This is a genomic window from Nannocystis exedens (assembly GCF_002343915.1).
Taxonomy (GTDB): domain Bacteria; phylum Myxococcota_A; class Polyangia; order Nannocystales; family Nannocystaceae; genus Nannocystis; species Nannocystis exedens.
Genome location: NZ_NETK01000001.1, coordinates 3,324,938 through 3,344,475, shown reverse-complemented (window position 1 = coordinate 3,344,475; position 19,538 = coordinate 3,324,938). Strand labels below are relative to the sequence as shown.

Sequence of the window (19,538 nt, the reverse complement as noted above, 5' to 3'; positions counted from 1 at the left end):
ACATTGGTCATTCGAAGGCGCGAAAAACAGGGATCCTCATTGCGATCCGACGAGCGTGATCGCCGCGCACCGACGCGCGTGATCACCGCGCACCGACGCGCGTGATCGCCGCGCGGTCCGAGCTCCGCGCGGTCCGACGAGCGTGATCGCCGCACGCCCGACGCGGTCCGAGCCGGCGATCGAGCGCGGAGGGGCGGCGCCAGCCCCGCATTTTCGCGTGAGGCGATGCCGGCGGCAGCGGCCCGGAAATCCCCTCATGCGAATGGAGCCGGCGCGGGGGTCGCCCTGATGCGAATCGGCGCCTGACCCGCCGTTTTGATGCTCCCTTGATGGCGCTTTGTGACGCCGATCGCATGAACGGACCATGGCGAAAAAGATGGTCATCGCGGTGGGGCTATTCCTTGCGGCCTGCGGCCAGGGCGGGAACGCGGATACGGCGACTTTGAGCGACAGCGGTACGACGATTGGTCCGAACGCGGAGTCGACCTCCGGGACGGCGTCAGACCTACCTACTTCGGGGGCGACGGATTCACAGGGGCTCACGACCTCGGGGGAGGGCACGGATTCGATGAGCGACTCCGCGAGCGACAGCGTGTCGGCGACGGACAGCGCGAGCGCGTCGAACAGCGGCGCTTCCAACAGCGCGAGCGCGACGGACAGCGCGACGGACGGCGGGGGCGGTTCGAACAGCGCGAGCGCGACGGACAGCGCGACGGACGGCGGGGGCGGTTCGAACAGCGCGAGCGCGACGGACAGCGCGACGGACGGCGGGGGCGGTTCGAACAGCGCGAGCGCGACGGACGGCGCGAGCGCGACGGACGGCGGGGGCGGTTCGAACAGCGCGAGCGCGACGGACGGCGCGAGCGCGTCGAACGGCGATTCGAACAGCGATTCGGACGGCGGCTCCGACAGCGCGTCGGACGGCGCGAGCGACACGAGCGAGCCGCTGGGCTGCACGCCGCGGGCGTGTGAATTCGACGGCCAGGTCCACCAGTGCGGCGATTGCGACGACAACGACGGCGACGGCGCGTTCGACTGCGCCGACGCCGAGTGCTTCGGGCCGTGCGACGACAGCGAAGAGGAGTTCGGCTCGCCCCTCGAGGACAAGGACCCCTGCAAGCAGGACTGCTACTTCGACGGCAACGCCGGCCAGGGCGGCAGCGATTGCCAGTGGAACCTCAAGTGCGACCCGCTCGAGCCGGGCGGCCCGCTCTGCAGCTACAACCCGAGCCTCGACCCCGACGACCCCGACGACGCGACCGACGACTACGGCAAGTGCGTCGACGGCGACCGCGACAACTGCGCCGGCAGCTGCGTGGCGCCCAACGGGTGCGACTGCTTCGGCTGCTGCACGATCGACGGCGTCGATCGCTTCATCGGCAGCCCCGGCTGCAAGGCCGACGACCTGGCGGCCTGCAATCCGTGCACCAAGCAGGACGAGCTGTGCGGCAATACCTGCGAGGACGGCGAGACCTGCTACCCCGAGGTCGAACCGTCGCAGTGCTGAACTTGCCGCGGTGAATCGCGCGAACGGGCGCCGGGGCCAGCGTCCGCGGTGATTGTCTCCACGGACATGGCCGATGAAACATGTCCGATGAGACGCAGGGCGCCGCGCGCGAGAGACCCGGCGCTCAGCCGCCGGGGATCCGCAGCGACAACAGGTGCTCGAGGAGGGCGCTCTGCTCGGCCGGCGTGAAGCCGGCGCCAGGGTCGACCCAGAACTCGTGGCCGACGCCGCGCACGTGCAGCTCCCAGCGCGCGGTGTCGGCGTGGTTGGCCGCGATCACGCGGGCCCGCAGCTCGCGATCGACGAGCGCGCGCAGGCTTGCGCGCGGGTCGAGCGGGACGCCGCGGGCGCGGAGGTTGCCGACACCGACGACGCTCTCGCCCGGGCCGACGGCGACGCCGCCGTCGTGCAAGTACGGGGCGCTCCACCACAAGCCGACGAGGCCGGGGATCTTGTAACCACTCTGGCCATTGGCGCGCGCGGGGTCGGTGCCGACGCGGGCGTGCGGCAGCACGGACTGGGTGGTGTAGGCCGGACCGGCGTGACAGCGCTCGCAGCCGGCGCGGGCGAACACCTCGCGCCCGCGCGCCGCGGCGGCGGCGTCGACGACGACCTCGGGCGGGCGCAACGCGTCCTGCCACGCGGCCATGGCCACGATCCGCTCCCACTCGGGCGGCTCGACGTACGGCGCGCTGACGGCGTGCAAGGCGGTGGGCCCGTTGATGTAGAGCGCGAGGCCGGACAGCGGCCCCGCGCGCGAGGAGCCGGTCCAGCCGTACGGCGCCTCCTCGTGGACGAAGACGTCGGGGATCCGCGTCGGGTTGGCGGCGCCGTCGAGGGTGGCGTCGAAGCTGCCCGGTGGCCAGGCCGCCAGCGTGCGATCGACGGCCGCCTCGACCGCGGCGGGATCGGGCCCGGGCGCGGCGCCGGTGTGCGGGCGGAAGGCGGCGCTGTTCGGCGCGAGCGCGAGCAGCAGGCCGGCCTGCAAGTCGCTGTTGGCGGCGCCATGGATCACCTGCCGCGTCTCCGGGTCGACGGTCGAGTGACACAGCGCGCAGGTGATGCCGACGCGGAGCTCGTAGCGCGTCATGTGGACGACCACGCCGAGCGGCAAGAACGAGCCGGCGGCGACGTCGAGGCCGGTGCCGAGCTTGCTGCCCTTGGCGTAGGTCACCCCGCCGATCGTGACGTCCTCGCTGAGCTCGATCTCGAGGTTGGTGGTGCCGGCGCCGCGCAGCTGGAACAGGGCCCGCGCGGCCGGCCAGGTCCGCAGCGGGCCGCGCAGCACGCCCATCACGTCGCTGAAGAACACCTCGTTGCCGAAGTCCTCGCCGTAGAAGTCGCGCCGGCCGCGAGCGAGGTCGGCGGCGTCGACCGCGGCCGCGGCGACCTCGTGGTTGAGCGAGGCCTTGTCGCTCGGGCGCGAGGCGCACGACCACGGGACGAGCCCCACCAGCGTGACCGCAACGGCGAGCGCGATGGCGGCGACGACGACGGGCCGGCGCCACCGCGGCCGCCGGACGTGAAATACGCGAACTGCTGCGGCCATGACACCTCCCTTCCCGTCGCCTGTCCCCGGGGACTGGTGACGTACGGTAGAACCATGGAGCAGGCCCCCGGGCGTTCAACCACACCGGGCCAGGCGTAGAAGCCGCCCCGTGCGAGCGCGGAGGATCTTCGCGGGAGATGTACGCGTCGCGACGAGACGCGGAGCTCGAGGATCGCGGCGCGGCCTCCGCCCGCGCAGGGCCTCGCCGCGAGCCCTCCGCCGCGAGCAGGCCCGCGCTCCGGAGCCCTCAGCGCCGCTGCAAGGTGGCCCGCATGCCGCCCGCGGGGCGCAGCGTGATCGAGAATTGCGGGCGCGGACGATCGGCGGCGCGGACGAACGGGCGCCAGCGGCGGGCGAGCGTGGCGAGCACGAGCACGAGCTCGAGCATGGCGAAGTTGTTGCCGATGCACAGGCGCGGGCCGCCGCCGAACGGGAAGTAGGCGAAGCGGGGGATCCGTCGCGCCAGGTCGGCGTCCCACCGCTCGGGCTCGAACGAGTCGGGCCGCGGGAAGTACCTCGGGTCGCGGTGGGCCGCCCACTGGAACATCCACAGCTGGGCGCCGCGCGGGACGGCGACGCCGCCGAGCTCGAGGTCCTCGAGCGCCTCGCGGCCGATGCTCCACGCCGGCGGGTACAGCCGCATGCTCTCGTGCGCGACCCAGTCGGTGTACCGCAGCGCCGGCACGTCGGCGAGCGTCGGCGCCCGGTCGCCCAGCACGTGGTCGAGCTCGGCGCGCAGCTTGTCCCACGCGGCCGGGTGCTGCGACAGAAGCATCCACGTCCACGACAGCGCCAGCGCGGTGGTCTCGTGGCCGGCGACGAACAGGATGAAGGCCTCGTCGCGCAGCTGCTCGTCGGTCATCTGCCCGCCCTCGTCGTCGCGCGCCCGCAGCAGCATCGACAGCAGGTCGCCCTCGTCGCGGCCGCTGGCGCGCCGGGCGGCGATGATGCCGCGGATGGCGCCGTCGATGCGCCCGCGCGCCTCGTGGAAGCGGCGGTTCTTCGGCAGCGGCACGCGGGCGAGCCACGGCAAGAAGGCGTAGGTGTAGTCGGAGAAGCGCTCCATGATGACGTCGAGCGCGCCGCCGATGGTGTCGGCGATGGCCCGGTCGACGCCGGTGGAGAACAGGGTGTCGGCGACGATGTCGAGGGTGAGCCGCATCATCGCCGCGTGGATGTCGAGCACCTGTCCTTCGCGCCAGGTCGAGGCGAGGCGCTCGGCGTGCTCGACCATCACCGCGCCGTAGGCGGCGATCCGCTCGCGGTGGAAGGCGGGCTGGGCGAGTCGCCGTTGGCGGCGCCAGAAGTCGCCGTCGCTGACGAGCAGGCCGTTGCCGGTGACGAGCGAGAGCTCGCGGGTGAAGCGGTCCTTGATGAAGAGCTTGCTGCGGCCGACCAGGACCTCGTCGATGAGCTCGGGGTCGGAGACGAGGTAGGGCGAGAACCAGGGCATGACGACCTGGTGGATCGGCGCGACCGCGGTCTGCCGGGCGATGAACTGCTCGGGCCGAAAGGCCAGGTGCAGCATGTTGCCGGGGCCCTGCAGCCGCCGGGGGAGCGGGATGTCGAGCATACGCGGCAGCGACGATAGCGGAGAGATCTCGACGCGTCCACGCGAGGCCCCCGAACCTCGCGTCGGGCCGCGCCGAACGCAGGTCCGACGCCCGCGTCGGGTATGGTCTCGAGGCCATGTGCGGACGACCGTCCGCGCCCGCCCGCGCGCCGCGCTCGTCGCCACGCGGGGCGTTTGGACATAGGATGCCGCCATGGACCCACTCCACGCCGCGTCCCTCGCGTGCCTCGGCGCCGCCACCCTGTGCTGGCTGCTCGGCGTTCTCACCCGCGAGTACTCGTGGGTCGACCGCCTGTGGTCGATCCTCCCGCCCGCGTACGTCGCATGGTTCGCGTCGCACTCGCACGCCGGCGCGCCGCGCCTGACGGTGATGACGATCCTCGCGGCGCTGTGGGGCGCGCGGCTGACCTACAACTTCGCGCGCAAGGGCGGCTATGCGCCCGGCGGCGAGGACTACCGCTGGGTCGAGCTGCGCCGCCGCCTGCCCCCGCCGCTCTTCGCGGTGTTCGCCCTGGTGTTCATCGCGTTCTTCCAGAACATCCTGCTGCTGCTCCTGGCGGTGCCGGCTTATGTGGCCGCGTCGCCGACGGCGGCGCCGTGGGGCTCGCTCGACACGCTGGCGACGATCGTGTTCCTGCTGCTGCTCGCGGGCGAGACGATCGCCGACCAGCAGCAGTGGCGGTTCCAGAACGCCAAGCGGGCCCGCGGCGACGCCTACGGGCCGAAGTTCCTGACCCGCGGGTTGTTCCGCTACTCCCGCCACCCGAACTTCTTCTGCGAGGTGTCGATGTGGTGGGCCTTCTACGCGTTCTCGGTCGCGTCGGGGGCCGGCCTCGTCAACCCGGCGATCGTCGGCCCGGTGCTGCTGACGCTGCTGTTCCACGGCTCGACGACGTTCACGGAGCAGCTGTCGCGCGCGAAGTATCCGACCTACGCCGACTATCAGCGGACCACGTCGCGGCTGATCCCGTGGTTCCCGCGCCGATGAGCGCGCGCGGGGGCGGCCGCCGCGGCGGCCGGACCGGGGCGCCGGCGCCGATCGATCACGCGGTGTGATCCGTCGCCGCGAGCGCGCGCCGCGTGTGTGCGTCACGGTCGCGCGCGGTGGACTGCGAGCAAGGTTGTGCTCGCCCGGAGGTCCACCCATGCGCGCGCCCACCTTCGCGTCCGTCCTGTGCCTCGCATGCCACGCCGGCCAGAGCAGCAGCAGCGGCCTCAGCGTCGGCAGCGCCACCGCGGCGCCGCCCCGGCCCGCGAGCGGGACGAGCGAGGCCGAGACGACCGGCGCCGAGGCTTCGAGCAGCGGGACGTCGGAGGTGGTGACTTCGACGTCCTCTTCCAGCGCGACGACGGCGGCGGTGAAGTTCGACCTCGGCGCGCAGCCCGACCTCGGCGTGCCGGTCGGCTGCCAGAGCGGCGACCTCGAGTTCAGCTTCATATGGATCGCCAACTCGCCCGAGGGGACCGTGTCGAAGATCGACACGAAGACGCGGCTGGAGGTCGGACGCTACCGCACGGGCCCGGAGGTCGGACCTGACCCTTCGCGCACGTCGGTCAACCTGCGCGGGGACGTGGCGGTGGTCAACCGCGCGGGCAGCATCACCAAGATCGTGGCCCGCGCCGCCGATTGCGTCGACCACGACGGCAGCGGGACGATCGAGACGTCGTCGGGCGCGAGCGACGTGCTGCCGTGGGGGCAGGACGAATGTGTGGTGTGGAACACGCCGCTGCGGTTCGCGTCGCGCCCGGCGGCCTGGACGTCGGGCACGCCGGTGATCGACCGCGACGGTTGCACGGCGCACGTCGACCCGGAGGTGTGGACCAGCGCTCCCGACGCGCTCGGCAACGCGACGGTGTACCTGCTGCGCGGGGCGGACGGGACGATCGTGGCGTCGACGACGCTGCCCGGGGTCGACGGCGGGTTCGGCATCTACGGCGGAGCGGTCGACGCGAACAACGACTTCTGGGGCGCGGCGTGGTCGACCGGGCCGCTGGTCCACGTGCGTCGCGACGACCTGAGCCACGAGCTGATCGCGGTGCCCGACCCGCAGCAGTCGTTCTTCACGGTGTACGGCTTCACCATCGATCACGCCGGCCGGGCGTGGGTCGGCGGCCAGGGCTCGCTGCAGCGCTACGACCCGAGCACCGCGACGTGGACGAGCGTGGCGCTGCCGCCGGCGTACACGTCGCTGAGCCGCGGGATGCAGGAGGACGCCAGCGGCCAGCTGTGGGTGGCGGCGCTGTCACAAGGGATCTTGCGCGTGGACACGGACTCGGCGAGCTTCGTCGAATTGATCGACGCGTCGATGCTGGTGGGCCTGAAGTACCCGGCGGGGATCAGCGTGGACGTCGACGGGCAGGTGTGGATGGTCGACACCGAGGCCAACGGGGCGCACGTGGTCGACCCCGAGACGCACGCGGTGACGTTCGTCGGCGGGCTGGTGGGGCCCTATACGTATTCCGACATGACGGGGTGGGCGCTCAAGAACGTGGTCGGCGCGCCGGAAGGATGAAGGCCGTCGGCGCGAGCGCGCGAGGACGGCGAGCTTGCCGAGTCCCTCGCGCACGTCGACTGGTCGAAGCTCACGCCCCCGTCGCGGTCACAAGCCTCGGCAACCATCGTGTCGAATGCCAGTGCCGCGGCGTTCACGGCGAAGCGGGCGATCAACAAGCGCTGGGGCGACGCCCGAGTGATCATTGTGCTGGTGGTCGGGAACCGCGGTCGCCGGCTCGTGGACGCTCCGAGACTTCGCGCGCTCTTGCAGGCTGTCCAGCACCCGTGAGTTTTCTGGCGGCGCTTCAGCCCGTCGTGTCCGATCTCGGTCGGTTTCGCTGCGGACCTGCAGGTCCTGGAATCTCCACGTGCCGACCGCCCGCCATGCTTCTCCCGCGCTGTTCCACGTGCTCACCCTGTGCGTCGCCTGTCCGCCGGCGGCCGGCGACCCGAATACGGCCACCGACCCGCAGGCGACTGGCACCGACGGCATGAGCACGACGCAGCAGTCGCCGACCGGGACCGCCGCGACCGCGACCTCCAGCTCGACCGACGACGCGCCGCTTCCCACGACCACCGGCCCGGCGCCCACCTGTCCTGACGGCGACCTCGACGACGGCGAGGTCTGCGACGACGGCAACACCATCGACGGCGACGGTTGCAACAACGACTGCGCCCCCTCGGGCGAGCTGCTGTTCGAGCACCGACCGCCCACCGACGGCACCGACGAGGTGCGCAGCATCGCCGTCGCCCCTGACGGCACCATCGTCGTCGGCGGCGTGGCCCCTGGCCTCCTCCGGTGGGTCGCCCGCTTCGACGCCCAGCTGACGCCGCTCGCCTCGCACCCGCTCCTGCCGGACAGCACGGGCCACGTCCTCGGCGTCGCCGTCGACGAGTCGGCGATCTACGCCGCCGGTGGCTTCGACGGCGGCAGCGACGGCCGCGACGCGTGGGTCGCGCGGCTCTCGCCCGACGGCGCCATCGAATGGGAGGACACCCTCAGCAGCGGCTTCGGCGACGAATACTTCACGCAGGCCGCGCTCGTCGGCGACGGCCTCGTGGTCGCCGGATTCGGCCGAGACGCGGACGCGCTCTCGACCCTGTTCGCGCGCCGCTACGCCCCCGACGGCGCCGTGAAGTGGACCGCCGGTCACCCGCTCGGCGTCGATCAGAAAGTCTATCCGCTCGGGCCCGGCCTCGGGGTCACCGCGGACGCCGTCGTCACCGGCTACTCGCGACCCGAGGGCGACCAGTTCCCCGAGTTCCTGGCCGCCTTCTCGCCCGGCGACGGCGCCCCGCTGTGGGCCCAAGCGCTCCCGACCGGCAACGGGGTCGTCAACGCGATCGCCCCCAACGCGGCCGGCCTCGTGCTCGCCGGCCCGCAGGGCTTCGAATTCCTGGGCGTCCAGCAGGTCGGCCCCACCGGCGAGCCACTGTGGTCGAGCCAGGAGTGCACCGGCTCCAATGCCCGCGACGTCGCCGTCGACAGCCGGGGCGACATCGTCGTCATCGGCGACGGCGACGGCGCGACCTCCAAGAGCATCCGCCTGTGCAAGTTCTCCCCCGACGGCCAGCTGCGGTGGGGCAAGGACATCGACGGCGGCAACGGCCTCGACCTCGGGTACGCCGTCGCAATCGACGCCGCCGACCGCATCATCGCCGGCGGCACCATGGCCGACGAGACCATCGTCGGCGACGTCTGGCTGGCCATCTTCAGCCCGTGACCCGTCTATCGCCGACCGCGCCGGCGGCCTTCGCCTATGCCCGCTAGGACATGTTCTTGAAGACATGTTCCGTTGCACCTGTTGCGCACGGCCGCCTTTATCGCCGGCCGAGCCTGCTGACCGCATCGTTCAATGTCTATGAGGACATGCTCCTCGAGACATGGTCCATCGCGCCGCCCCGTCGCTCGCCACGCGACGCGCAGCGGTGCGCCGCGCGTCGTCGCTCGACGCGCCGCGGGTCCGAACGCGGTCCGATCGTCGGTCGACCTGGCCGCGGGAATCGTGAGCCGCCGCGATCGGCTCACGCGGCTGCAAGGCAATGAACCACCTTCATGACCGCCACCCGCGCCGCTTGCTCGCCGCCGTGCTCGGCCAAGATCCTGTCGGCGCTGAACCATCCCATCATCCCGCGGATTTGTCCGGCTTCAGGTCGCGCTGAATCGCGCCCGCCGCGTGCAGGACATGCAGGGCGGGCGAGACCTGCGCGCCGAAACGTGCCACGTCGCGCCACGGCAACGGGCCTTGAGCGAGCCGTTGCGACAGCGTCTCACCCTCGAGGTCCTCGAGACCAGGTAGAGCTGGCCGTCCGCGGTCTCCCCGAACGCGATCGCGCGGACGATGTGCTCGCACTGGACGTTGCTCAGGACCTGGGGCCTCGAGTTCGAAGCGGCGCCGCGCCGATGCACCTTCGCGGCGCAGAGTCTTGATCGCCACGTGACACTTGCGCGTCCTGTCCTTTGTCAGGAACACGTGGGCCATGCCGCCCTTGGCCAGCCGGCGGACGAGCTGGTAGCGGCCGTCGAGCACCTCGCCGATGACGTCGGCTCCGACTTCCTTGTGGCTTTGGTGGGCCGCTTTGATGGCCCCGAGCCGGACCGAACCCAACGTGCTTGGCGAGCGGAGTTCGCTGAGTGTCGTTACAGAGCGTCGCACACATGGGAACCGAACGACGCGATCATGCAGGCGCTCACCGAAGCGATCAGCAGCAAACGCGGGCCGCAGCGGCGGAAGACTCGGACGACTTGATCAGCGCTGCCAGGAAGGAGCTCAAGCATGGACCCGAAGCAGGGCGGAGCCGTCAAGAAACTGCTGGCCTCCCCCGCTCCGTGCTTTCTACGAGGTCGGGACGGCTGCTTCGAAGGACCGCGCGACGATCCAGACGACGCCTGCCCTTGATGCGGTGGAAGCCGCGCTGCAGCTCGTGGAGGGCGGCGCCCATCCAGCGCTGGATCATCGAGCCGCCGCGCCAGCGCTTCACGCGACCGGCGAGCCGCCGGATGCCGGCCTTCAAGGCGGAGTGATCCGGGCGACACGGCCGCGGGGCCGCGCCGGACGTCGACAGCGCGGCCCTGCGGCGATCGAGCGAGCGCCCGAGGTCACTCGAACTCGATGCGCCAGCTGTCGATGCGGCGATCTCCGGCGGGGAGCGGCCCGAACTCCGACGCGACCTTCAGCGTCCACTCGACGCCCTGCCCGACGGCATCCCCGTCGAGCTGCCCGAGCCGCCCTTGGCCGAGCACCTCGGGCTCGGCTGAGACCGTCCTACACATTCCTCTGTCCCCAGAAGCAGGTGGTGACACTGATTCGCCGTCGATCCCGGGGTCGATCTGCAGCCCGTCGACGAGGCCGCAGAGAACAGCGCCGACCCGCCGCCAGCGGCCGAGGGCGCGGATGAGATCCTCGCAGGACGGGTTGAGCGATCTCCTCCTGCAGTCGGCGCGTCGTTGCTCCGACACAGATACGGCGCCCGGCAGGGGCGGGCGACGCGCGCTCTTGTCTGGCGTTTTTCTTTAGAATCCGGGACCGTATGGCAAATACCACACGACGAACCTTCGTTAGCGCAGCAGGGCTCCTCCTGGCCCTCCCGGGGCTGAACTGTGGCGGAGGATCCTCCGGCGGCAGCAGCGGCACCGGCGGCAGCAGCGGCACCGGAGGCAGCAGCGGCACCGGTGGCAGCAGCGGCACCGATGGCAGCAGCGGCACCGATGGCAGCAGCGGCCCCGATGGCAGCACTGGCTCGGACGGCAGCAGCAGCTCCGGCGTTCCCACCAGCTCCGACGGCAGCACCGGCAGCACCGGCAGCACCGACAGCGAGGGCAGCACCGGCGCCCTGCCGGGCCGGACGCCCGCATGGCTCGAGGGCGCGCCGCTCAACGAGTGGATTCCGATCCCCGGCACCTCGGGAGCAGGCGGCGCTGCCATCGATGCCTTCAGCAGCTTCGCGCTCCGCCAGGACACCAGCGAGCTGTTCTGCCTGTGCTGCGGCGGGCACAGCGACAGCTCCGACAACAGGGTCACGAGCATCAACCTGATGGATGACGCGCCCGTCTGGGTGCTACGCCATGCGCCTTCGGCGGCGGAAGATGTGCTGGTCGACCAGCCCTACAACGCCGATGGACTGCCCAGCTCGCGCCACACGTACAGGCACAACTTCTGGGTGCCCCAGCTGAATCGACTGATGATGATCGGCTGCCGTGGCACGTGGCCCAACGCTCACCATTACTTCACGGTCGACGGCTTCGATCCCGACACCAACACCTGGGATGCGGCCGGCACCTGGCCGTCAATCCTGGACAACGGAGGCTTCGGCCAGGTGCGTGACGGCCTGGGCGGCATCTGGACCACCGGATTCCGCCGCTTCGATCCGGCCACCAAGGCCTGGAGCAATCCTGGGATCACCGGCGCGGCTTCAATCAACGTCCGCACCCCGGTCGCCTACGACTCCGCGCGCGACCAGCTCTTCTGCATGCAGTGGGCAGACGGCTTCGCCGCCGGCACGCTCCAGGTGAACGCCTCACGCCTCCTCCTGAGCGGCACCACGCGCGAGGCCATCAGCTTCAGCCCGGCCTCGAGCGAGGCCTACGCGCAATTCGAGGCCGACAAGCCGGGGTGGGCCGGCATGGACTACGACACCGTCAATGACAAGTTTCTGTTCTACGACGGCCGCGCGAACATCGGGCCGGGCCGCATGTACTGGATCACGCCGAGCGACGGCACGACTTGGGACATGGAGATCGCCAGCTTCGTGTTGCCGGCCACCAGCGCGGGCGGGCTCAATGGCAAGATCGCCTATGTGCCCGCGCTCAGAGGCTTCGTGCTGATGCCGAGCAGTGCCGACGGCCTGTTCTTCCTGCGGACGGCCTGACCCGCGGACCGCGGGCGCCTGCAACACGGGTGAGTCCGCTCTCATGCTCCCGCGCGCGCTCCCCCTGGTCATCACAGACCCCTTGCTAGACTGCGCGCATGGTGCGTCCTGACGACGCGGACGAGCGCGACCCCGAAGGGGGCGGCTCGGCCGCGTCATGCTGCACCGTTCCAGCGGGTGAGAGTCCCGCCCGGGTAGGCGCCGGAGCGCCCGGTAGCAGGCCCCAGGTGCGAGGAGAGATCCTCGCGGCCCGAGCGGGGCGTCAAGAGCCTCTACGGAGGGAGCAAGAACGCGGGCCGCAACATCAAGTGAAGCCTGCAGCCTCGACAGAGAAACAATGGAGGAGCCGAGCCGCTCATGTCACGGTGAAGGCCACGTCCACCGCGCAGTCATCCGGATCAGAAAGCGCGGTGGATCCTCCCGGGGTACGGGGCGCAGCACGCGTTCAAGGAGCGATGCGGAACAGGAGAGGCCCGTCTGCACGGCCCATGTCGGGGCAAGGCGGCTCGTATCAGCCGAAGGCGAAGTCGAGCGCTGTGCAGCGGGAGTCCGAGGGGGTCGTAGTACCGGCGATGGCGGCGCAGAACAACGCCGTCGGAGGGAAGGGCCCCTGGGGTGGTCGTGTCGGAGAAGAAGGTAAGCGCGAGGGCATGGCCTGCAGGACAGGTCCCAACAACCCCATGCGGCGCAGGCCGCGTGACAAAGTGCGAGAACTTCGACGCCGACTGTGGGCCGCAGCCAAGCGGCAACCGGGTAGACGCTTCCATGCGCTGTACGACCGCATCTTCAGGCGTGACGTCCTGGAAGAAGCGTGGAAGCGGGTGAAGAGGAACAGGGGGTCAGCGGGCGTCGATACCCAGACGCTGGCCGAGGTGGAAGAGCTCGGCGTCGATCGCTTCCTCGAAGCGATCGCCGACGACCTCAAGGCGGGGACATACCGACCGAGCGCGGTCATGCGGCGGTACATCCCGAAGGCGGACGGGAAGGAGCGGCCGCTGGGGATCCCGACAGTCCGGGACCGAGTGGTGCAGATGGCGGCGAAGCTGGTGCTGGAGCCGATCTTCGAGGCGGACTTCCTTCCGTGCTCGTACGGCTTTCGGCCGAAGCGCAGCGCGACGCAGGCGCTCGAGCGCCTGCGCGTCCTGGGAGCACGCGGTGGAAACCACGTGCTCGACGCCGACATCCGCGACTACTTCGGCAGCATCGATCACGAGCGACTGATAAAGCTCGTCGAGATGCGGATCTCGGATCGAAGGGTCCTCGAGCTGGTGCGGCAGTGGCTCGAAGCCGGCGTGATGGAAGACGGCGAAGTGACGGCGATGCTCTCGGGGACACCCCAGGGCGGCGTGATCTCGCCGCTGCTGTCGAACATCGACCTCGCTGTCCTCGACAAGCTGTGGCGACGACGGCACGCCCACCTGGGCGAGCTCGTGCGCGACTGCGACGACTTCGTGATCCTGTGCAGGACCAGGAAGGCGTGCGAGGGAGCCGAGAGCAGGGTCCGCGAGATCCTGCGACGGCTGGAGCTGCATCCCGAGAAGACGAGGCGAGTCGAGCTGCGCTGGGGACGGCAAGGCTTCGACTTCCTCGGCTGTCACCTGCGCAAGCGCATGTCTGGGCCGATCTGGGAGAGAGAACACCGCAGGGTGTACTTCCTCCAGCGCTGGCCCTCGGCGCGCAGCATGACGCGGGTGCGGCAGCGCGTGAAGGAACTGACCGGTCGTAACCGCAACGGAGTCAAGGATGTGCGGGTGATCATCCGCGACATCGACCCGGTGCTGCGCGGCTGGGGCAACTACTTCCGCACAGGGAATGCATATGCGAAGTTCAACCAAATCGACACCTCCGTGTGGCAGCGGCTCCACAGCTTCATGGTGAAGCGTAAGGGCCGGCATCTTCACGCGGGTGAAGCCGAAGTCTGGACTCGCACCTTCTTCCACAACCACGGTCTCCACCGCCTGCGTGGCACCGTGAAGTACCCGGAGGCCGCGTAATGCGACGGCCCGAGAGACCACCCGTAAGCCGTGTGCGGGAGATCCGCCCGCACGGTTTGAACGGGGGTCCTGTCAATCTCCGCGCGGGAGACCGCGCTTGATAAGAAAGGATCTACCAATGATCAAGTCGGCGCTGGTATCGGTCGTGTCGTCGCTGCTCGTGGCTCTCGCGGCCTGCAGTCCCGCCGTCACCGAGGGCCTCGGGACTCTCAGCGACAGCACTACCGACGATGCAGTCGGTACTTCGACTTCGACCTCGACCTCGACCTCCGACACCACCGTGGTCCCGACCACCGGTGAGCCGACCACCGGCGAGGTCGGCCCGCCGCCGGTCGACTACGTCATCATCGCCGCCGATCCGCTGGCCGACGCCGCCGCCGGCTTCGGCGAGCACCGGAGCGCCGGCGGGCACACCGTCGCGCTCCTGCGCATGAGCGAGATCCTGGCCGACGGCGGCGACCCGGTGGAGGCGATCCGCGAGCGCCTGCGGGGTTACCACGCCGCGCGCGACCCCGAGCGGCCGCTGTTCGTCCTGCTCGTCGGCGACGCCGAGCCGGGCGGCTCGGTCGACGCCGGCACCGTCCCGCTCGGCGAGGTCGTCCAGGTGCTGGAGATCGAGCCGCCGATGGCGATCCCCACCGACCACCTCTATGCCGACCTCGACGACGACGACCTCACCGACCTCGCGGTCGGCCGGATCGCCACCAACGACCCCGCCGCAGTCACGGCCGCGCTGGACAAGACCATTCGCCACGAGCAAGTCCGCAGCCTCGGTCCACACAATCGGCGCATCAACATGTTCGCCAGCGCTCTCGGCCAGGGCGCCCTGGTCGACAGCCTGGTCGAGAAGCTCGTCAATACCGCGCTCGACGAGATCCCCTACGACTTCGACATCACGATGACGTACGGCCTACAGAGCTCGCCCTACGTCTACGTCCCCGAGCAGTTCAGCGACAAGGTCGTCGAGCGATTCCTCGAGGGCTCGTTGATGGTGACCTACATCGGCCACGGCAGCGCCACCAGCTTCCCCCCGCTCGAGTGGAACGGCCAGCTCCACCCGCTGCTCGACGCGGACGCGCTCGCCGACCTGGCAATCGCCGGGCGCAGCCCGATCGTCACCCTGATCGCCTGCGCCATGGGCTCCTTCGCCGGCGCGGGCGACAGCGTCGCCGCCGCCTTGCTCGCCTCTGCCAACGGCCCGGTCGCCGTGCTCTCCTCGACCGAGACCTCGTACGTCTACCCCAACACCATCTTCATCCGGGAGCTCGGCCTCGTCATGACCGCCGAGCGTCCGGCCACCGTCGGCGAGGCGTTCATGCGCGCGAAGCAGCGCGTCATGACCCAGGTCGACGGCTTCCGCGCCCAGATCGACAATGCGTTCGGCCTCTCGCTGTCCGACGCCGACATGGACGCGCTGCGTCGCAGCCACCTGCACCTCTACACCCTGTTCGGCGACCCGGCGCTGATCATCGGCTACCCGGCGCCGGCCACCGTCAGCGTCGCTCCCGCCACCGCCGCGCCGGGTGGCAGCGTCGAGGTCGACATCCTCGCATCGGGCCTCGCCGACGGCCAGGCGCACGTCACCCTGGAGACCGTGCGCTCGAAAATCCTCGGCGAGCTCGTCCCTGTCCCGCCCGACGACGATCCCCAGCGCGACGCCGTGATCGCTGCCAACTACGAGGTCGCCAACGACAAGGTCGTCCTCGGCGCCGAGGCCTCGCTGGTCGACGGCGCGGCGCAGGCCACCCTCACGCTGCCGGCCGACCTGCCCCCGGGCCGCTACTATGTCAAGGTCCGCGCCGACGACGGCAGTGCCGAGGCAATCGGATCCGTGGAGCTGGGCGTGAACGACTGAGCGCCCGCCGCCAGGAAGAGGCGGTTCACACGGCAGCGCAGCGCCGGCGGAACAATCTCGCTACCGCACGGGCCCGGAGGTCGGACCTGACCCTTCGCGCACGTCGGTTAACCTGCGCGGGGACGTGGCGGTGGTCAACCGCGCGGGCAGCATCACCAAGATCGTGGCCCGCGCCGCCGATTGCGTCGACCACGACGACAGCGGGACGATCGAGACGTCGTTGGGGGCGAGCGACGTGCTGCCGTGGGGGCAGGACGAATGTGTGGTGTGGAACACGCCGCTGCGGTTCGCGTCGCGCCCGGCGGCCTGGACGTCGGGCACGCCGGTGATCGACCGCGACGGTTGCACGGCGCACGTCGACCCGGAGGTGTGGACCAGCGCTCCCGACGCGCTCGGCAACGCGACGGTGTACCTGCTGCGCGGGGCGGACGGGACGATCGTGGCGTCGACGACGCTGCCCGGGGTCGACGGCGGGTTCGGCATCTACGGCGGAGCGGTCGATTGATCGACGCGTCGATGCTGGTGAACCTGAAGTACCCGGCGGGGATCAGCGTGGACGTCGACGGGCAGGTGTGGATGGTCGATACCGAGGCCAACGGGGCGCGCGTGGTCGACCCCGAGACGCACGCGGTGACGTTCGTCGGCGGGCTGGTGGGGCCCTATACGTACTCCGACATGACGGGCTGGGCGCTGAAGAACGTGGTCGGCGCGCCGGAAGGGTGAGCCCGTCCCGGTCCGGGCGGCGCCCGACGCCCGCGGGCTCGGCGGGCGGCCCAGGTCGCCGAGCTCGCGGGGGAGGGGCCGGCGCGTGGCCCATGCTCTCGAGGCCGTCGGCGAGCTGGAATGATTCGACCCCGTCGACCCTTCGAGCTCCTCGAGACGGGTGACCGCGGGTCGCCGGGATGAATACGCTCGCGTCAACAGTCCGAGACGCGCAGGCCGGTGAACCAGGCGACGTCCGCGAGCGCCGCGCAGGCGATTCGGCGACCGGCCGGCGAATCGAGGTAGTCTCGTATCGACCGCGAGACCTCGGCGAGCGAGCCCTGGCCGGCGAGCGCGCGCAGCCGGCTCGCGGCGGTCTCGTCGTCCGCGACGGCGAACGCCGCGAGCCGGCCGGCCTGCGACAGGAGCGGATCGGGGGGCAAGGCCGCGGCCCCGTGGATGGCGGTGCAGGTGAAGATCTCGACGGGCGCGTCTTTTGAGAATTGGACCGGCCAGACGTAGGCCGCGAGGTAGGGGAAGAACTCGGCCCAGCGAAACGTGATCGATGGGGGCTCGTCGGGACGCGGGCAATCGACGCAGACGAGGCCGCGGGCGGCGAGCTCGCGGTCCAGCGCCCGCCAGGCGGCGTCGGAGAGCAGGCGGTCGGACCACACGGCGGCGTCGGCGAGGTGCTCGACTGCGCCGGGGGACCGCGAGGCTGGGTCGCCGCTGCGCCGGTAGAAGTGGTCGTAGGCGGGTTCGGCGAGGATCGCCAGCGGGCGCAGGCGACGGGCGGCAGCCCGGACGAGGGCCTCAAGGCCCCCGGACGCCGGCGCGGGCTCGCAGGTCGCATCGAAGAGGAGCAAGCTCCACTGCCGCACCTCCGGCTCCCAGCGCGCGCAGGTGTGGCGATCGAGCGCGGCCCGCAGCGCGGCCTGGGTGAGCGGCGCGGCGGGGGAGCGGCCGGCGCACGCGGGCGAGAGGATGGCGCCGGCGAGGAAGAGTCGGGCCGCGAACGACATGCGGAGACGGGGAGACTCTGCGACGCGCCGGTCTATTGCCGAGCTCCTCGCGGATCGAGCGCCTCATCATCGCGAAGATCCTCGAGGCGCTGTCCGAGGCCAAGGATCGCGCCGAGTTCGTCCGGCTGTTCCTGCGCGTCGCCTCCAACCTGTGAGGAACGACCGGGAGGGCGGTCGTGGGCCCGCGATCGCGTGTTGCGGCGGCTGTCGCTCGCCAGCTTCGCCTGGTTGTACGGCCATGACGCCGAGCGCGTGCCGCTCGGGTCCATGCAGGTCGTTTCGGACAGGCTGCAAAGGGCATGTGCTCCCAGTCGTCGAGCACTTCCCCGTAGACGCGCGGCCCACCGGCGGTGATGCGGGTGAGCGCGGCGGCGAGATGGGTCTTGCCGTCCTGCACGTGGCCGATCACGCCGACCGCGAGGACCGGCAGGCGCGGCGGGGCGGTCGGGGCCATCGCGGGCAGGGTATCACGGGCGCGGGGCGAGCGGCGAGGAGGCGCGCGAGGTGTGCTTCAGGACATGACTCGTAAGCCATGTTTGAAAGGTCATGCCGTGATTCGCCTCAGTCGCGGCTCGGCAGGGCGATCGTGTAGAACTCGATCCACCGGCTGATCTGCTTGCGGTCGCGCTCGTAGTGGCGGGCGGTCGCGCGGATGCTCCACTCGTGCTCCTCGAGCACGCGCAGCAGCTCCTCGCGCGGCGGGCGGGGGCGATAGTGGCGGGTCTCCCTGACGGCGGGCGCAGGCTCGTCGGCTGCGCTCGGCGGCGGGGGCGGTGAGGCGGCGGGCGTCGGGGCGCTCAGCCACGCCGGCAGCTGGCCGGGGCGGATCGGGGCGGTCAGGCTGCCGCAGTCCATCACCAGGCGGTGCAGGCCGCGGAGGTTCTCGGGCCAGGCGTGGAGCAGCACGGCCTCGGCGGCGCTGGTCGACAGCGCGGCGGCGAAGGTGCCGGGCCCGGGGGCGAACAGGCGGTCGAGCCAGTCGAGCAGGTCGGCCCGGCGCTCGCGCAGGGGCGGCACGCGCAGCTCGGCGAGGGCGAGGCGGGCGTAGAGGTCGCGGCGGAACCGGCCGGCCTCGACCTCGCGGCCGAGGTCGCGGTTGGTGACGCCGACGACCCGCACGTCGACGTTCTGGGCCCGCGACGAGCCGACCGGGATGACCTCGCCGTACTCGATCGCGCGCAGCAGCTTGGGCTGGAGCTCGAGCGGCAGCTCGCCGAGCTCGTCGAGCACGAGGGTGCCGCCCTCGGCGGCGCGGAACAGGCCGCTGGCGCGCTGGCTGGCGCCGGTGAACGCCCCGCGGTCGTGGCCGAACAGCTGGCTCTCGATCAACGTCGGGCTGAGGGCGGCGCAGTTGGCCACGATCAGCTCGCCGCGGCGCTTGCTGAGCCGGTGGAGCTCGGCGGCGATCCGCTCCTTCCCGGTGCCGGTCTCGCCGATCACCAGCGCCGGGCTGCGCTGGCCGGCGACCCGCAGCACAGCGCTGCGCAGCGCCGCGATCGCCAGCGAGTCGCCCGGGATCGCGGCGCGATCGACCTCGGGCGGATCGACGCGCCCGCGCGGGTCCTGGGCCGCCTCGTACACCAGCAGGACGTCGCCTATGCGGATGACCGCGCCGTGATTGAGGGCGCGCGGCAGCTCGCTTATCGCCTGTCCTTGCAGACAGGTGCCGTTGCGCGACTGCAGGTCGCGCAGCCAGTGGGCGCCGCGGTCGAAGCGGAGCTCGGCGTGGACCCGCGACAGGGTCGGGTGGGCGAGGGCGAGGCCGTTCGGACCCGGCGGCTGGCGGCCGAGGGTGATCGTCCCGGAGCCGAGGTCGATGCTGCGCCGGAGCTCGGGCGGGTGGACGAGCGCCAGCCGGGCGGCGCCGGTGGAACTCCGTTCGGGCGCGACCTCGGCCGTGCGCGAGCGCTCCAGTGTCACATCGTCGTCGGGGCGCTGGCGCGATACCATGGGACAACCCGGTGTCCCCGGGG

16 protein-coding genes are annotated in these 19,538 nt (G+C 71.2%); 9 read left to right on the top strand and 7 right to left on the bottom strand.

The window, feature by feature from the left end; translation table 11 throughout:
• Positions 1 to 568 precede the first annotated feature (568 nt).
• Positions 569 to 1,507, top strand: a complete 939-nt coding sequence (locus NAEX_RS13110; RefSeq protein WP_096327844.1) for a hypothetical protein — start codon at positions 569 to 571, stop codon at positions 1,505 to 1,507.
• A gap of 124 nt (positions 1,508 to 1,631) precedes the next feature.
• Here NAEX_RS13110 and NAEX_RS13105 read toward each other — a convergent pair whose 3' ends face one another.
• Together NAEX_RS13105 and NAEX_RS13100 are read right to left on the bottom strand one after the other, a co-directional pair.
• Positions 1,632 to 3,056, bottom strand: coding sequence for a hypothetical protein (locus NAEX_RS13105; RefSeq protein ID WP_143140685.1), 1,425 nt, complete (start codon positions 3,054 to 3,056; stop codon positions 1,632 to 1,634).
• 247 nt (positions 3,057 to 3,303) lie between these two features.
• Entirely contained in the window at positions 3,304 to 4,629 is a 1,326-nt protein-coding gene (locus NAEX_RS13100) for a cytochrome P450 (protein WP_170135686.1), read from the bottom strand.
• Positions 4,630 to 4,822: 193 nt separating this feature from the next.
• On the opposite strand from NAEX_RS13100, the gene NAEX_RS13095 reads away from it, so the two are divergent.
• The 3 genes from NAEX_RS13095 to NAEX_RS52085 all read left to right on the top strand — a co-directional run bounded on the left by NAEX_RS13095 (position 4,823) and on the right by NAEX_RS52085 (position 8,847).
• A complete protein-coding gene (locus NAEX_RS13095) occupies positions 4,823 to 5,617 on the top strand; it encodes a DUF1295 domain-containing protein (protein WP_096327841.1) in 795 nt (264 codons plus the stop codon).
• 157 nt (positions 5,618 to 5,774) lie between these two features.
• Complete coding sequence (locus tag NAEX_RS13090; RefSeq protein ID WP_096327840.1) at positions 5,775 to 7,142, top strand: Vgb family protein; 1,368 nt, start codon at positions 5,775 to 5,777, stop codon at positions 7,140 to 7,142.
• A gap of 349 nt (positions 7,143 to 7,491) precedes the next feature.
• Positions 7,492 to 8,847, top strand: coding sequence for a hypothetical protein (locus tag NAEX_RS52085; RefSeq protein WP_245913693.1), 1,356 nt, complete (start codon positions 7,492 to 7,494; stop codon positions 8,845 to 8,847).
• 402 nt (positions 8,848 to 9,249) lie between these two features.
• Here the strand turns inward: NAEX_RS52085 and NAEX_RS47775 are convergent, their stop codons facing one another.
• From NAEX_RS47775 to NAEX_RS50100, 3 genes are all read right to left on the bottom strand, one after another.
• A complete protein-coding gene (locus tag NAEX_RS47775) occupies positions 9,250 to 9,732 on the bottom strand; it encodes a protein kinase family protein (RefSeq protein ID WP_143141584.1) in 483 nt (160 codons plus the stop codon).
• Between the two features lie 193 nt (positions 9,733 to 9,925).
• Positions 9,926 to 10,138, bottom strand: a complete 213-nt coding sequence (locus NAEX_RS47770) for a hypothetical protein (protein WP_143141583.1) — start codon at positions 10,136 to 10,138, stop codon at positions 9,926 to 9,928.
• An 85-nt stretch (positions 10,139 to 10,223) separates the two neighbouring features.
• The gene (locus tag NAEX_RS50100) at positions 10,224 to 10,367 is read right to left on the bottom strand and encodes a hypothetical protein (protein WP_170135685.1); all 144 of its coding nucleotides are present in this window, start codon (positions 10,365 to 10,367) and stop codon (positions 10,224 to 10,226) included.
• A 287-nt stretch (positions 10,368 to 10,654) separates the two neighbouring features.
• Here NAEX_RS50100 and NAEX_RS50095 point away from each other — a divergent pair, with 287 nt between their 5' ends.
• From NAEX_RS50095 to NAEX_RS13050, 5 genes are all read left to right on the top strand, one after another.
• Positions 10,655 to 11,992, top strand: a complete 1,338-nt coding sequence (locus NAEX_RS50095) for a hypothetical protein (RefSeq protein WP_170135684.1) — start codon at positions 10,655 to 10,657, stop codon at positions 11,990 to 11,992.
• Between the two features lie 572 nt (positions 11,993 to 12,564).
• On the top strand, positions 12,565 to 13,986 hold the full coding sequence (gene ltrA / locus NAEX_RS13065) for a group II intron reverse transcriptase/maturase (protein WP_211302405.1): 1,422 nt from the start codon (positions 12,565 to 12,567) through the stop codon (positions 13,984 to 13,986).
• Positions 13,987 to 14,104: 118 nt separating this feature from the next.
• A complete protein-coding gene (locus tag NAEX_RS13060) occupies positions 14,105 to 15,841 on the top strand; it encodes a C25 family cysteine peptidase (RefSeq protein ID WP_096327836.1) in 1,737 nt (578 codons plus the stop codon).
• Between the two features lie 124 nt (positions 15,842 to 15,965).
• Positions 15,966 to 16,346 (top strand): hypothetical protein, encoded by a 381-nt coding sequence (locus NAEX_RS13055; protein WP_096327835.1) that lies wholly within the window; start codon positions 15,966 to 15,968, stop codon positions 16,344 to 16,346.
• Between the two features lie 11 nt (positions 16,347 to 16,357).
• Positions 16,358 to 16,564, top strand: a complete 207-nt coding sequence (locus tag NAEX_RS13050) for a hypothetical protein (RefSeq protein WP_143141085.1) — start codon at positions 16,358 to 16,360, stop codon at positions 16,562 to 16,564.
• A 194-nt stretch (positions 16,565 to 16,758) separates the two neighbouring features.
• Here NAEX_RS13050 and NAEX_RS13045 read toward each other — a convergent pair whose 3' ends face one another.
• Together NAEX_RS13045 and NAEX_RS13040 are read right to left on the bottom strand one after the other, a co-directional pair.
• Positions 16,759 to 17,565 (bottom strand): hypothetical protein, encoded by an 807-nt coding sequence (locus NAEX_RS13045; RefSeq protein ID WP_096327833.1) that lies wholly within the window; start codon positions 17,563 to 17,565, stop codon positions 16,759 to 16,761.
• A gap of 561 nt (positions 17,566 to 18,126) precedes the next feature.
• Complete coding sequence (locus tag NAEX_RS13040) at positions 18,127 to 19,515, bottom strand: sigma 54-interacting transcriptional regulator (RefSeq protein WP_170135683.1); 1,389 nt, start codon at positions 19,513 to 19,515, stop codon at positions 18,127 to 18,129.
• Positions 19,516 to 19,538 lie beyond the last annotated feature (23 nt).

Excerpts from the sequence above, each read along its gene's own strand:
- NAEX_RS13040 (WP_170135683.1), bottom strand. The coding sequence starts at position 19,515 with ATGGTATCGCGCCAGCGCCCCGACGACGATGTGACACTGGAGCGCTCG.
- NAEX_RS13050 (WP_143141085.1), top strand. The coding sequence starts at position 16,358 with ATGCTGGTGAACCTGAAGTACCCGGCGGGGATCAGCGTGGACGTCGAC.
- NAEX_RS13060 (WP_096327836.1), top strand. The coding sequence starts at position 14,105 with ATGATCAAGTCGGCGCTGGTATCGGTCGTGTCGTCGCTGCTCGTGGCT.
- NAEX_RS13090 (WP_096327840.1), top strand. The coding sequence starts at position 5,775 with ATGCGCGCGCCCACCTTCGCGTCCGTCCTGTGCCTCGCATGCCACGCC.
- NAEX_RS50095 (WP_170135684.1), top strand. The coding sequence starts at position 10,655 with ATGGCAAATACCACACGACGAACCTTCGTTAGCGCAGCAGGGCTCCTC.
- ltrA (WP_211302405.1), top strand. The coding sequence starts at position 12,565 with ATGGCGGCGCAGAACAACGCCGTCGGAGGGAAGGGCCCCTGGGGTGGT.
- NAEX_RS13110 (WP_096327844.1), top strand. The coding sequence starts at position 569 with ATGAGCGACTCCGCGAGCGACAGCGTGTCGGCGACGGACAGCGCGAGC.
- NAEX_RS13045 (WP_096327833.1), bottom strand. The coding sequence starts at position 17,565 with ATGTCGTTCGCGGCCCGACTCTTCCTCGCCGGCGCCATCCTCTCGCCC.
- NAEX_RS13095 (WP_096327841.1), top strand. The coding sequence starts at position 4,823 with ATGGACCCACTCCACGCCGCGTCCCTCGCGTGCCTCGGCGCCGCCACC.
- NAEX_RS13105 (WP_143140685.1), bottom strand. The coding sequence starts at position 3,056 with ATGGCCGCAGCAGTTCGCGTATTTCACGTCCGGCGGCCGCGGTGGCGC.
- NAEX_RS13100 (WP_170135686.1), bottom strand. The coding sequence starts at position 4,629 with ATGCTCGACATCCCGCTCCCCCGGCGGCTGCAGGGCCCCGGCAACATG.